14 protein-coding genes are annotated in these 12,504 nt (G+C 37.3%); 10 read left to right on the top strand and 4 right to left on the bottom strand.

The window, feature by feature from the left end:
- Positions 1 to 25 precede the first annotated feature (25 nt).
- Genes cutA through kdsB form a run of 3 tightly spaced genes read left to right on the top strand, consistent with a single transcriptional unit; the run spans position 26 to position 2,510 of the window.
- On the top strand, positions 26 to 340 hold the full coding sequence (cutA, locus tag CVT05_RS09730) for a divalent-cation tolerance protein CutA (RefSeq protein WP_103578738.1): 315 nt from the start codon (positions 26 to 28) through the stop codon (positions 338 to 340).
- Positions 337 to 1,800 (top strand): threonine synthase, encoded by a 1,464-nt coding sequence (gene thrC, locus CVT05_RS07290; protein ID WP_107698318.1) that lies wholly within the window; start codon positions 337 to 339, stop codon positions 1,798 to 1,800. Before cutA ends, thrC begins: the two co-directional genes overlap by 4 nt.
- Positions 1,797 to 2,510 (top strand): 3-deoxy-manno-octulosonate cytidylyltransferase, encoded by a 714-nt coding sequence (kdsB, locus tag CVT05_RS07295; protein ID WP_107698319.1) that lies wholly within the window; start codon positions 1,797 to 1,799, stop codon positions 2,508 to 2,510. Before thrC ends, kdsB begins: the two co-directional genes overlap by 4 nt.
- A 105-nt stretch (positions 2,511 to 2,615) precedes the next feature.
- On the opposite strand, the gene CVT05_RS09365 is transcribed toward kdsB, so the two are convergent.
- Positions 2,616 to 2,789 carry a hypothetical protein gene (locus CVT05_RS09365; protein ID WP_021091517.1) on the bottom strand — a complete coding sequence of 58 codons (174 nt, stop codon included), beginning with the start codon at positions 2,787 to 2,789 and terminating at the stop codon, positions 2,616 to 2,618.
- Positions 2,790 to 3,035 carry a DNA-binding protein gene (locus tag CVT05_RS07300; protein WP_072594609.1) on the bottom strand — a complete coding sequence of 82 codons (246 nt, stop codon included), beginning with the start codon at positions 3,033 to 3,035 and terminating at the stop codon, positions 2,790 to 2,792. It abuts the gene before it with no gap.
- Positions 3,036 to 3,382: 347 nt separating this feature from the next.
- Here CVT05_RS07300 and CVT05_RS07305 point away from each other — a divergent pair, with 347 nt between their 5' ends.
- The 4 genes from CVT05_RS07305 to CVT05_RS07320 all read left to right on the top strand — a co-directional run bounded on the left by CVT05_RS07305 (position 3,383) and on the right by CVT05_RS07320 (position 7,184).
- Positions 3,383 to 4,177, top strand: coding sequence for an HrcA family transcriptional regulator (locus CVT05_RS07305; RefSeq protein WP_107698371.1), 795 nt, complete (start codon positions 3,383 to 3,385; stop codon positions 4,175 to 4,177).
- Complete coding sequence (gene grpE, locus CVT05_RS07310) at positions 4,174 to 4,716, top strand: nucleotide exchange factor GrpE (protein WP_009294121.1); 543 nt, start codon at positions 4,174 to 4,176, stop codon at positions 4,714 to 4,716. Before CVT05_RS07305 ends, grpE begins: the two co-directional genes overlap by 4 nt.
- A gap of 35 nt (positions 4,717 to 4,751) precedes the next feature.
- Entirely contained in the window at positions 4,752 to 6,626 is a 1,875-nt protein-coding gene (dnaK, locus tag CVT05_RS07315; RefSeq protein WP_107698320.1) for a molecular chaperone DnaK, read from the top strand.
- A 126-nt stretch (positions 6,627 to 6,752) separates the two neighbouring features.
- Positions 6,753 to 7,184, top strand: a complete 432-nt coding sequence (locus tag CVT05_RS07320; RefSeq protein WP_107698321.1) for a trehalose-6-phosphate synthase — start codon at positions 6,753 to 6,755, stop codon at positions 7,182 to 7,184.
- Positions 7,185 to 7,235: 51 nt separating this feature from the next.
- Here CVT05_RS07320 and ppk2 read toward each other — a convergent pair whose 3' ends face one another.
- Positions 7,236 to 8,045, bottom strand: a complete 810-nt coding sequence (gene ppk2, locus CVT05_RS07325; RefSeq protein WP_021091543.1) for a polyphosphate kinase 2 — start codon at positions 8,043 to 8,045, stop codon at positions 7,236 to 7,238.
- A 105-nt stretch (positions 8,046 to 8,150) separates the two neighbouring features.
- Between ppk2 and dsbD the strand changes: the two genes are divergently transcribed.
- Positions 8,151 to 9,881 (top strand): protein-disulfide reductase DsbD, encoded by a 1,731-nt coding sequence (dsbD, locus tag CVT05_RS07330; RefSeq protein WP_107698322.1) that lies wholly within the window; start codon positions 8,151 to 8,153, stop codon positions 9,879 to 9,881.
- Here dsbD and nth read toward each other — a convergent pair.
- Positions 9,874 to 10,506 (bottom strand): endonuclease III, encoded by a 633-nt coding sequence (gene nth / locus CVT05_RS07335; protein ID WP_085658278.1) that lies wholly within the window; start codon positions 10,504 to 10,506, stop codon positions 9,874 to 9,876. The two genes, dsbD and nth, sit on opposite strands and share 8 nt — an antisense overlap.
- A gap of 95 nt (positions 10,507 to 10,601) precedes the next feature.
- On the opposite strand from nth, the gene CVT05_RS07340 reads away from it, so the two are divergent.
- Together CVT05_RS07340 and fbaA are read left to right on the top strand one after the other, a co-directional pair.
- On the top strand, positions 10,602 to 11,420 hold the full coding sequence (locus tag CVT05_RS07340) for a peptidylprolyl isomerase (RefSeq protein WP_107698323.1): 819 nt from the start codon (positions 10,602 to 10,604) through the stop codon (positions 11,418 to 11,420).
- Between the two features lie 15 nt (positions 11,421 to 11,435).
- Positions 11,436 to 12,500, top strand: coding sequence for a class II fructose-bisphosphate aldolase (fbaA, locus tag CVT05_RS07345; protein ID WP_107698324.1), 1,065 nt, complete (start codon positions 11,436 to 11,438; stop codon positions 12,498 to 12,500).
- Positions 12,501 to 12,504: the final 4 nt, after the last annotated feature.

Below are 12,504 nucleotides of genomic sequence, written 5' to 3' on the forward strand. Positions count from 1 at the left end.
TTTTAAAAGGAAAATTTAGATCAAAATGAGAATTTTAATCACCTCAGTCGCAAAGAAAAAAGAGGCAAAAAAACTAAGCAAAAAGCTCGTGAAAAAGGGACTTGCAGCTTGCGTGAGTAGCTTTAGCGCAAAGAGCATTTATCTTTGGCAAGAGAAGCTTTGTGATGAAAAAGAGCAAATTTTACTTATAAAAACGGACGCGAAATTTAAAAAAGTAGCTAAATTTATAAGAAAGCACCACAGCTACGAAACCCCAGAAATTTTGGCACTTAAGCCAAAAGAGGTTTTTAAAAAATATGAAAATTGGATAAAAAAATCAACCAAAAAAGGCAAAAAATGAGACTAATACCAACTAGAAGCGTAAAAGATGAAAAGGTAAAAAATGTAAATTTAAGCACAGCCATGCTTAGCCCAAGCTCCGCTCACGGCGGACTTTATGCGCCAAAAAAGCTTCCAAAAATAACAAGATCAAAGTGGCAAGAGTTCTCACAATTAAGCTACGAGAAGCTAGCACTTTGCATTATCTCGCTATTTAAATTTGATGTGCCAGAGGCTTTTTTCAAAAAGGCGGTTAAGAGATACGCGAGTTTTGACGATCCAAAGCACCCAGTCATTTTTAAAAAAATAGATAAAAATTTATACGTAAATGAGCTATATCACGGCCCAACTAGGGCATTTAAGGATATGGCGCTTCAGCCCTTTGGCTCGCTGCTTAGCCAGCTAGCAAAAGAGAGAGGCGAAAGATATCTTATTATGTGCGCAACTAGCGGTGACACGGGCCCTGCGACACTTCAAACCTTTGCAAACGATGAAAATATCAAGGTCGTTTGCCTCTATCCAGACGGCGGCACGAGCGAGGTGCAAAAGCTTCAGATGCAGACTATGCAGGGTGAAAATTTAAAGGTTTTTGGCATAAAAGGCGACTTTGACGACGCTCAAAGGGCGTTAAAAACGCTACTTGCAAATGATAAATTTAAGGCTGAGCTGAAGAAAAAGCGCCTTAAACTAAGCGCGGCAAACTCGGTAAATTTTGGCAGAATTCTCTTTCAGATCATCTACCACGCCTACGCCTACGCAAATTTGCTAAAACAAAAGGCGCTTAAGGCAAACGAGAGCTTTGATATCATCGTGCCAAGTGGAAATTTCGGCAATGCACTTGGAGCATACTACGCTAAAAAAATGGGCGCAAAGATCGGCAAGATCAAGATCGCCTCAAACGCAAACAACATCTTGACGCAGTTTTTCACCACTGGCGTTTACGACCTAAGAGACAAAAAGCTGGTTAAGACGATAAGCCCAGCTATGGATATTTTGATAAGCTCAAACGTCGAGCGCTTGCTATTTGATAAATTTGGCAGCGTTAGAACCAACGAGCTCATGCAAAGCCTAGCTAAAAATAAATTTTATAAGCTTAGCAAGCAAGAGCTTGAGGCGCTAAAAGAGGACTTTGAGGCTAGCTGGTGCGACGACAAAGAGTGCGAGACATACATCGCAAAGCTCGCAAAGGACGGCTACGCGATCGATCCGCATACGGCTACTTGCTTTAAGATGGTGGATGCTAGCCGCATAAACGTCATCACATCGACTGCGCATTGGGTGAAATTTACGCCAAGCATGATCAAGGCGTGCCAGATTAAAGATACAAAGGATGAAAAAGATGCGCTGGCAAAAACTGCTAAAATTTTAAATGACAGCGTACCAAGCTCGATTAATTCGTTATTTAGCGCGAAAATTTTACACAAAAATATCATAAAAGAGGACGAGATCGAAAAGTGCGTCCTAGAATGGATCGAGCGATGATAATCATCCCAGCTCGCCTTGCTTCAACAAGGTTTAATAACAAAATTTTAAAAGAGATAAATGGCGTGCCAATGTTTGTGGCAACGGCTCTTAGAGTAAGTGGTGTGGATGATGTGGTGGTTGCTGTGGATGAGTCAAGCGTGCTAGAGATCGCCAAGGCTCACGGCATAAAAGCTGTGCTAACTAGCAAAGATCATCAAAGTGGCACTGACAGGATAAACGAAGCAGCGCAAATTTTAGGGCTAAATGAGAGTGAGATCATCATAAATGTTCAGGCTGATGAGCCATTTATTGAGCCTAAAAATATTGCTAAATTTAGGGCGTTTTGCGAGCAAAATAAAGAAAAGGCCTTTATGTTTTCTTGCTGCAAAAAGATGGACGATGAGTTTGCGGATGATAAAAATTTAGTCAAAGTAGTGACTGATTTTGAAGGCTATGCGCTTTACTTTTCAAGATCAAGGATACCATTTAACAGAAGCGAGTGTAAAAGCTATAAAGCGCATCTAGGCATCTATGGATACAGCGTAAAAAGCTTAAAAGAGTTTTGTGTTCTTGCTACTTCAAGCCTTGAAAATACCGAAAAACTTGAGCAGCTGCGCGCCCTAGAAAATGGTAAAAAGATAGCAATGCTAGAGGTTGAGAGTCAAAGTATCGGCATCGATAGCGAAGAGGACTATCAAAGAGCGTTAGCTAAATTTGGTAAGAAATAAGTCGGCAAATTCTCTTTAAATAAAGTCAATATTTAAGGAGAATTTATCTAAATTATTAATCTTTAAATGCAGTAAAAAATATTTTTCTGCTCAAATAATATAAAACTAATTTTTCTTGATTTTTATTTTTTTAATTCTGTCTTTAACTACGTAAAATTTTAAAATCGCACTCGAGTAAAAGTCTTTATAGAAACCTAAAAATTTAGGCTCTTTCTTAGTGCAGATAGCTGCAAACACGCTCTCAAGGTCTATTCTCTCTTTTTGTGTCAAATTTTCCATCTATTTTCCTAATAACTTTCTCATCTTATTGATAACAAATAATATTTCATCGTCGTCAAGCTCACAAAGAAGTTTGCAAACTGCAGCAGCAGCTTGTGGCTTTGAGTTGCCAAGCCTCCAATCTTGATATGTTCTCATTGGTACACCAAGCTCTTCTGCCATTTTTGCTTGTGAAATTTTCTTACCGATATTTTTTGCCTCAACTGCATTGTGAAGCAAATTAAATATATCACTTGTTTCAATCATTAAAGTATTATACGGACTATTTTATTAAATATACATAAAATAATATATAAATAATAATAATACGTATAAATAAATTAAAATATATTATATATTATACTATAAAAAATTATATTAGTACGTAAAAACGTATAAAAATATTAGAACGTAGAGGCAATATAAAAGACTTTTAAGTTTGTTTAATTATTTTTTGTAATTTTATTTTCGGAAAGGCTTATACAATTAATATTAAAGAAGCTTAGTTATATAGACTAAAGATACATAAATAAATTTTTTTAACTTATATACTTGACATTGATAAACTAAAGTTGTATAATCTGCTTAGCAATTAAAAAGAAAGAGTGCTAAAAGTGAATAAAACAAATAAACGCAATTTGATACTAAATTCTATCATTGAAGCCTATTTGCAGAACAATGCGCCTATTGGCTCAAACGAGCTTGGCTCTCGCATGAGCGTGGCGATACCAGCATCTACGATACGTGTTTATTTCAAAAAGCTTTCAGATGAGGGTGAGATCACAAAACTTCACATCAGTGGCGGTAGGATCCCAACCATTGCTGCGATGAGAAGATATTGGAGTGAAATTTTTGCTAAAAGCGACATAAATTTAGAGATAAATGATCCAAGAAGCTTAAAGATACTCTGTGATGAGTTTGAGCTTTATTGTATGATTTTTGGCACAATCGACAAAGAGCTGCTAGAAATTTTAAATTTAGATGATAGATATCTGGTCTTAAATTTTAGCGGTGATGAGATCGTTATCAAATTTGATGCTAGGATGTATAAATTTTTAAACAACCTTATCGGAGTTAGTTTAGACAAGCTTGAGCTTATCTGCTCTCAAGTTGGCTTAAGCGAACTAAAAAACAAGATAAGAGAGCTTAAAAGGACTAAAATTTACTTCCAAGAAAATGAGATTTTAGCCTTTGATATGTTTAAGGATAGACGCTTTAAGATGGTTTTTGACCCAAGTTTTAGCTTGCAGATGGATGAAGAACTTACATTTTCTCCTATGTTTGATGAAAATTACATGGGGCTTAAATTTAAAGCAAACTACCTTGGTAGCGAGGCGCAGATGATCTGCGCTGGCAGTGTTTATACTGATTATGTGAAATTTATAAATCTAATAAAGGAGGCCGCGTGAGCGAAGAGGTAAAAGAGCAAAATCTACCTGAGGTCGAGCCAGTGCAAGAGGCAGCTAGCGATAGCGTAAATTTAGACGCACTTGGCGATATCTCAAAAGTGGAAAAGCTCGAAAAAGAGCTTGGCGAGATCACTGATAAATATTACAGAGCAAATGCTGAGTTTGAAAATATTAAAAAGCGTTATGAAAAAGAGAAAGCAGACGTTGCAAGCTATGCAAATGAGAAATTTGCAAGGGACTTGCTACCAGTCATCGATGCGCTCGAGATCGCTGCAAATTTTGACCCAGAGGATGATGAATTTGCCAAAAAGATCAAAGAGGGCATTTTGATAACAATAAATCAGTTTAAGAAATGTTTTGAAAAGCATGGCGTGAGCGAGATCGCAACTGATGCCGAGTTTGATCCAAATGTGCATAATGCCGTTTTAAGGGTCGATAGCGAAGAGAAGCAGAGTGGTCAAATCGTGCAAGCTTTGCAAAAAGGCTATATGATAAATGGTAGGGTTTTGCGCCCAGCTATGGTCAGTGTAGCAAACTAAATTTATAAAAATAAAATCTAATAAAAAGGAAAAATATGTCAAAAGTTATAGGTATAGACTTAGGTACAACAAACTCTTGTGTGAGCGTTTTTGAGCGTGGCGAGAGCAAGGTTATCCCAAACAAAGAGGGCAAAAACACAACTCCATCAGTTGTTGCTTTCACAGACAAGGGTGAAATTCTAGTAGGTGACGTTGCAAAACGTCAAGCAGTTACAAATCCTGAAAAAACGATATATTCTATCAAACGTATCATGGGTTTGATGAGCAATGAAAAAAATGCTGAAGAGGCAAAAAACCGCTTGCCATATCACGTTGTAGACAGAAATGGTGCTTGCGCGGTTGAGATCGCTGGTAAGGTTTATACTCCACAAGAAATTTCAGCAAAAATTCTTATCAAACTAAAAGAAGATGCTGAAGCATATCTTGGCGAGAAGGTGACAGATGCGGTTATTACAGTGCCAGCTTACTTTAATGATAGCCAAAGAAAAGCTACAAAAGAGGCTGGAACGATCGCAGGACTAAACGTACTTCGTATCATCAATGAGCCAACAGCTGCAGCACTTGCTTATGGTCTTGATAAAAAAGAGGCTGAGAAAATTTTAGTTTACGACCTAGGTGGTGGTACATTTGACGTTACAGTGCTAGAGACTGGTGATAATATCGTTGAAGTTTTGGCAACTGGCGGTAACGCATTCTTAGGCGGTGATGACTTTGATAACAAGATAATTGACTGGCTAGTAAGTGAGTTTAAAAACGAAAATGGTATTGATCTAAAAGGCGATATCATGGCACTTCAACGCTTAAAAGAGGCTGCTGAAAATGCTAAAAAAGAGCTAAGCTCAGCTCAAGAGACTGAGATAAATTTACCATTTATCACAGCTGATGCGACTGGTCCAAAACACCTTGTCAAAAAGCTAACTCGTGCTAAATTTGAAGGCATGATCGACTCACTTGTGGGAGAGACTATCACTAAGATAAATGAGGTAACAAAAGATGCTGGTTTAAATAAAAGCGACATCAAAGAGGTCGTAATGGTCGGTGGTTCAACTCGTGTACCACTAGTTCAAGAAGAGGTCAAAAAAGCATTTGGTAAAGAGCTAAATAAGAGCGTTAATCCAGATGAAGTCGTAGCTATCGGTGCTGCTATCCAAGGCGCTGTTATAAAAGGCGACGTAAAAGACGTGCTACTTCTTGACGTAACTCCACTTAGCCTTGGTATCGAAACACTTGGCGGCGTGATGACAAAGATCATCGAAAAAGGTACAACCATACCAACTAAGAAAAGTCAAGTCTTCTCAACTGCTGAAGATAATCAAAGTGCCGTTACTATCATGGTTTTACAAGGTGAGCGTGAGTTTGCAAGGGATAATAAATCACTTGGAAATTTCAATCTTGAAGGCATCCCAGCAGCTCCAAGAGGTGTTCCTCAAATAGAAGTTGAGTTTGACATTGACGCAAACGGAATTTTAACCGTTTCAGCAAAAGATAAAGCAACTGGCAAAGCCCAAAACATCACCATCTCTGGATCAAGCGGCTTAAGCGAAGAAGAGATAAACAACATGGTAAAAGATGCTGAGCTTCATAAAGAAGAAGACAAAAAGCGTAAAGATGCAGTTGAAGCTAGAAACCAAGCTGATGCACTAGTTCATCAAACTGAAAAGAGTATGAGTGAACTTGGCGAGAAAGTTCCAGCTGAGGATAGAAGCAACATCGAAGCTGCACTAAACGATCTAAAAGAGGTCTTAAAAGATGAAAATTCTTCAAAAGAGCAAATTGATGCTAAAGTAGAAGCCCTAAGCAAAGCTAGCCACAAACTAGCAGAAGCTATGTATAAAAAAGATGAAAACGCTGGAGCAAACGGCGGAAATAATAAAAAAGACGACGACGTTATAGACGCTGAAGTCGAGTAAAACTCCTAGAGCAGGGCGCTTGCCTTGCTCTTTTGTAAATTTATCTTCATAAATTCTTAAAATTGATTCAAAATAAGCAGTTTAAATATTTAAAATTTATATAATGCCAAACAAAAAGGCTAAAAAATGTACTTATTTTTTTTGATTACTCATTTAATTTGTGCCATTGTATTTATAGGATACGTATTTTTCGATGTTTGCATATATCCATTTGCTAAAAAAACGGTTGATGCTAAAACCCTTGAAATAGTTAAAAAAGCCTACACAAAAGGCAGCGCAAAGGTTTTTGGCACAGCATTTTTGTTGCTTTTAATAAGTGGCGCTTATATGGCAAAAGACTATTTTGGAGGCGAGCTTGGCTGGTGGCAAAGCAACTTTCAAAAGCTGCTACTTGTAAAAATTTTTGTCTTACTCATAATGTGCCTTGTAACTTTTATCTCTGTTTTTAATGTCGTTCTTTTAAAAAAGCCTGATCCATTTGGTAAATTTTCACATTTAATAGCTCTAGTGCTTTGCCTGATAATGGTCATTTTAGCAAAAGTAATGTGGTGGGCTTAAAAATTTAGCTAGCAAATTTAAGCAAATCGCCAGCTAGAAGTTAAAAATTCTTTAATCGATACTCTTTAACTTATCTTTATTTAGCCCTTCTTCTATGCGTTTTATCTCTTCACTTCCGTCTCTTACGACGTTTTTGTCAAATTCCAAGTAGTCATTTATCTTTTTTGGATATTCAACGTGACTTAGGATAAATTTAAAGACATTTAGCCTAGCTTCTTTTTTGTTATCGCTTGAGACAATGACCCATGGCGAAATGCTATTGTGAGAGGCAAGAAGCATTGAGTATTTGGCGATAGAGTATTGATCCCAAAGCTCTTGTGCTTTTTGATCAACGGGTGAAATTTTAAATTGCTTTAACGGATCATTTTGCCTCTCTTTGAAGCGTTTTTTCTGCTCATCTTTTGTGATTGAAAGATAAATTTTAAAGAAAATTATGCCAGAGTTTATGATCATCTCTTCAAATTTTGGCACTTCACGTAAAAATTCCTTATGCTCTTCTTGCGTGCAAAAGCCCATCACTGGCTCAACACCAGCTCTATTGTACCAACTTCTATCAAAGATCACGATCTCTCCAGCACTTGGCAGATGAGTCACATATCTTTGAAAATACCACTGCGTTTTTTCGACATCACTTGGCTTAGCAAGCGCTACTATACGGCAACCTCTTGGATTTAGATGCTCAGTTAGGCGTTTTATCGTTCCTCCTTTACCGGCTGCGTCGCGCCCTTCCATTAACATAAGTACTCTAAGGCCTTTTTCTTTTACGTAATTTTGAAATTTTAAAAGTTCAATTTGAAGTAGTCTAAGCTCTTCCTCATAGCCAAGTTTCTCACTTTTTTGGTGTTTTTTGTCTTTTGACATCTTTGCTCCTTTAAAATTTCACATATTTTCACGATTTTACAATAAAATAGAATAAATTTAAGAATTTAGACTAAAATCATCTTTTTTAATTTAGCAAGGATTAGTATGTTTTTAAAATTTCTTTTTTCGATTATTTTATTTGCAGGCTCGCTTTTTGCTGAGGTTTTAGATGTTAGCAAAGCCTTTGTTTTAACTCCAAGCGTTGATAGTCAAAATGTTGAAGTGAAGTTTAACTTTGGTGAAAATATCTATCTTTATAAAGAGAGTTTTGAGATTAAACTAGCTGGCAAAAAGATAAATGAGCTATTAAATTTGCCAAGTAGTGAAAATACGGGAGAATATGAAATCTATCCAAAAGATTTTTCGATTTTTATCCCATTAAATTTAGTAAAAGAAAATCTTTCAAATGGCAAAGCAATACTTGACATTAACTATCAAGGCTGTGCTAAAAACGGCATTTGCTACCGTCCGCAAAGTAAAATTTATGAGATAACTGACCAAGCTGGAAAATTTAGCATCGCCACTTTTAAAAAAGAGCAAAAAAGCGATACCGATAGCTTTGCTGAAGAATTTTCTAGCGAGCAAGATATCGCAAATGGGCTTGGAGATAAAAATTTTTTTATCTCACTTCTTACTTTTTTTGGTTATGGTCTCTTGCTTTCGCTAACTCCTTGCGTCTTTCCGATGATACCGATACTTTCAAGCATAATTGTCTCAAAAGGCGCTAATTTAAATGCAAAAAAAGGCTTTTTATTATCATTTATCTATGTTGTCGCGATGAGCCTAGCTTATGCACTAGCTGGAGTGGCAGCTAGCCTACTTGGCTTTGGTATCGCAGGCGCTTTGCAAAACATCTATGTGCTTGGCGCTTTTGCGGCCATTTTTGTCATTTTAAGCTTTAGTATGTTTGGATTTTATGATATAAAATTGCCAGCAAAATTTGAAAATTTGATAAGTAAAAAATCGCAAAATAGTTCAGGCTATGTTGGAATTTTTATTATGGGTTTTGCCTCAGCTCTCATCGTATCACCTTGCGTAGCAGCACCATTAGCTGGTGCGCTTCTTTATATTGCCCAAAGTGGAAATGTCTTTTATGGTGGCATTATGCTTTTTGCCATGGGGCTTGGCATGGGCGTGCCACTACTTATTATCGGGCTAAGCTCTGGAAAACTCTTGCCAAAACCTGGTAGTTGGATGGATGAAGTGAAAAAATTCTTTGGTTTTTTAATGCTCATAATGGCGATTTGGATCCTTGCGCGTGTGCTTGGAGAATTTTTTGAGCTATTAGGATATGGCATTATAGGCGTTTTTATGGCAGTTTATTTTGGGGCATTTGAAGTAGCAGAGCAAAGCTGGGCTAAGTTTAAAAAAGCGTTTTTTATCTTGGTTTTTATATATTCAGTTATGCTAATAGTTGGCTCATTTTTGGGCTCAAAGGAAGCTTTTTCTCCACTTTCTGGACTAAATTTGGCAAAAAGTGATAGTGCGTTAAAATTTAATTCCGTTAAAAATTTAGATGAACTAAATGAGGTAATAAAAAACTCAACCAAACCCGTTTTAGTAGATTTTTATGCTGATTGGTGTGTAAGCTGCAAAGAGATAGAAAAGATCACTTTTAAAGATAGTGATGTTATGGATGCTTTGGCAAATTTTGCACTTATTCGTATCGATGTAACAAATGGTGGATCACAAAATGATGAGATGCTAAGAAATTTTGGGCTTATTGATCCGCCTGCACTCTTGTTATTTAATGGTGGTGATGAGCTAAAATTTCTTAGAACTATCGGCTTTATAGATGCTAAAAATTTTCTAGCAAAGCTTGAGAAAATTAAATAATCTTGTCCTTACTGTTACAAAGATCATTTAAGATACACTCATGGCAAAGCGGTTTTTTAGCTTTACAGGTGTAACGTCCAAAAAGCACCATGGCTTGATGAAGCTTACCAAGATCTGTTTTAAAGGCATGGCTAAGATCAGCTTCAGTAGCTTCTGGTGTTTTTGCATGGCTAAGATCAAGTCTGTGTGCCACTCTAAAAACGTGTGTATCAACAGCCATAACATTTGCATTTGTAGCTTCTAAAAGTACGACATGAGCGGTCTTTTGTCCAACTCCAGCAAGCGCTTTTAGCTTCTCTTCATCAAGCGGAATTTCTCCATTATAAAGCTCAACCACGCTGTTTGCCATTTTGATTAAATTTGCAGCTTTGTTATTAAAAAAGCTGCACGAGTTTATCATTAGTTTTAGACTCGCTAAATTTGCGCTAGCTAGCTCATAGACATCTTTATATGCTTCAAATAAAGCTGGAGTTATTAAATTTACTCTCTTATCGGTGCACTGGGCTGAGAGCATGACACAGACAAGTAGCTCATATAAATTTCTAAATTTAAGCTCACTTTTGGCGTCTTTAAACTCTTCTAAAAGTCTTCTTTTTATCTCTAAAATATCTTTTTTTGTTCTCATCTTCGTATTTTACCTTATTTTCTTAAGTTAAATGAAAAGTTATCGCTTTATTTGATATAATCTTGCCCATAAAATCAATTTTTTAAAGGATTTATATGAAAAAATTTTTGTTTCCAGCAGTTTTAAGTTTAGCAGCAGCTGTTACTCTAAATGCAGCAGTAGTTGCAACAGTTGATGGTGATGCTATAAGCGATAGCGATATTTCAAGCCTTTTATCAGCAGCCATGCCAGGATTTGACGCTAGCAAGCTTCAACCAAATGAGAAAAAACGTATTATCGACGATCTAATAAATAGAAAACTTCTTTTAAAAGATGCTAAGTCAAGCGGTATCGAAAAAGATGTAGAGTACATCAAAGCTGTAAAAGCAGCGCAAGAAGGCATCGCGGTTGAGCTTTATATGAGAAAGCTTTTTGATGGCATAAAAGTAAGTGATAGCGAGCTAAAAGATTTTTACAATAAAAACAAAGCAAGTATGAACGAGCCAGCTCAAGCAAAAGCAAGACATATCCTAGTTGAAGATGAAAAAACAGCAAACGACATCATCGCTCAACTTAAAAATTTAAAAGGTGAGGCGCTAACTAAGAAATTTGCAGAGCTTGCAAGCCAAAAATCAATCGACAAAGGCTCAGCTGCACATGGTGGCGCACTTGGCTGGTTTGGTCAAAGCCAAATGGTAAAACCTTTTGCAGACGCAGCATTTTCAATGGCCAATGGCACAGTTTCAACTAAACCAGTTAAAACTCAGTTTGGTTACCATGTTATCTTAAAAGAAGATGGTAAAGCTGCTGGTACTGTAAGCTTTGAGCAAGCAAAACCAGAGATCGAGCAAGCTGTAAAAATGGAGAAATTCCAAGCTGCTGTTAGACAAAAAAGTGAAGCTCTACGCCAAAAAGCAAAGATAGAATACAAATAAAATTTGGAGGATAAAATGGGCGTTTTAGATATCGTAAAACCTGGTGTTTTAAGCGGAGATGATGTAACAAAACTTTATGCTTATGCCAAAGAGCAAGGTTTTGCAATACCTGCTGTAAATGTCGTAGGCAGCGACTCAGTAAATGCTGTTTTAGAAGCGGCAAAGGTTGCTAACTCGCCTGTTATCGTTCAGTTTAGTAATGGCGGTGCAGGTTTTTACGCTGGTAAAGCCTGCGAAAATGCAGCCGTTCTTGGTGCGATCGCTGGAGCAAAGCATGTTCATTTGCTTGCCAAGGCTTATGGCATGCCAGTCATTTTACACACTGACCACGCTGCTAGAAAGCTTTTGCCTTGGATAGATGAGCTAGTAAAAGCAAGTCATGAGTATAAAAAAACTCACGGCGTGCCACTTTTTAGCTCTCACATGCTTGATCTTAGCGAAGAGAATATCAACGAAAATTTAAGCACGTGCGAGAAGTATCTAAAAGAGCTTAGCGAGCTTGGCATCAGCTTAGAAATCGAGCTAGGCGTTACTGGTGGCGAAGAAGATGGCGTAGATAACACAAGCGTTGATAACGCACTTCTTTACACTCAGCCAGAGGACGTCGCGCTTGCTTATGAAAGACTAAGCAAGATAAGCGATAAATTTAGCATCGCAGCTAGTTTTGGCAACGTCCATGGTGTCTATAAACCAGGCAATGTCGTGCTAAGACCAGAAATTCTTAAAAACTCACAAGCCTATGTCGCTAAGAAATTTAACACAAAAAGCGATAAGCCAGTAAATTTTGTATTTCACGGCGGAAGCGGCAGTGAGCTAAAAGATATCAAAAATGCTGTAAGCTACGGTGTTATCAAGATGAACATTGACACCGATACGCAGTGGGCATTTTGGGACGGCGTGCGTGAGTATGAGGCTAAAAATAGAGCATACTTGCAAGGTCAGATCGGCAACCCAGAGGGCGATGATAAGCCAAATAAAAAATACTACGATCCAAGGAAATGGCTAAGAAGTGGCGAGGAGAGCATGGTTAAGCGTCTTCAGACTGCTTTTAGCGACTTAAACTGCCTAAATAGGAACTAATCCT

The sequence above is a fragment of the Campylobacter concisus genome (genome assembly GCF_003049705.1).
Taxonomy (GTDB): domain Bacteria; phylum Campylobacterota; class Campylobacteria; order Campylobacterales; family Campylobacteraceae; genus Campylobacter_A; species Campylobacter_A concisus_AR.

What these genes read in the sequence shown, in the direction of transcription:
- CVT05_RS07340 (WP_107698323.1), top strand. Translation starts at nt 10,602, where the DNA reads ATGAAAAAATTTTTGTTTCCAGCAGTTTTAAGTTTAGCAGCAGCTGTT.
- CVT05_RS07300 (WP_072594609.1), bottom strand. Translation starts at nt 3,035, where the DNA reads ATGATTGAAACAAGTGATATATTTAATTTGCTTCACAATGCAGTTGAG.
- CVT05_RS07320 (WP_107698321.1), top strand. Translation starts at nt 6,753, where the DNA reads ATGTACTTATTTTTTTTGATTACTCATTTAATTTGTGCCATTGTATTT.
- CVT05_RS09365 (WP_021091517.1), bottom strand. Translation starts at nt 2,789, where the DNA reads ATGGAAAATTTGACACAAAAAGAGAGAATAGACCTTGAGAGCGTGTTT.
- ppk2 (WP_021091543.1), bottom strand. Translation starts at nt 8,045, where the DNA reads ATGTCAAAAGACAAAAAACACCAAAAAAGTGAGAAACTTGGCTATGAG.
- dnaK (WP_107698320.1), top strand. Translation starts at nt 4,752, where the DNA reads ATGTCAAAAGTTATAGGTATAGACTTAGGTACAACAAACTCTTGTGTG.
- dsbD (WP_107698322.1), top strand. Translation starts at nt 8,151, where the DNA reads ATGTTTTTAAAATTTCTTTTTTCGATTATTTTATTTGCAGGCTCGCTT.
- nth (WP_085658278.1), bottom strand. Translation starts at nt 10,506, where the DNA reads ATGAGAACAAAAAAAGATATTTTAGAGATAAAAAGAAGACTTTTAGAA.
- thrC (WP_107698318.1), top strand. Translation starts at nt 337, where the DNA reads ATGAGACTAATACCAACTAGAAGCGTAAAAGATGAAAAGGTAAAAAAT.
- fbaA (WP_107698324.1), top strand. Translation starts at nt 11,436, where the DNA reads ATGGGCGTTTTAGATATCGTAAAACCTGGTGTTTTAAGCGGAGATGAT.
- kdsB (WP_107698319.1), top strand. Translation starts at nt 1,797, where the DNA reads ATGATAATCATCCCAGCTCGCCTTGCTTCAACAAGGTTTAATAACAAA.
- cutA (WP_103578738.1), top strand. Translation starts at nt 26, where the DNA reads ATGAGAATTTTAATCACCTCAGTCGCAAAGAAAAAAGAGGCAAAAAAA.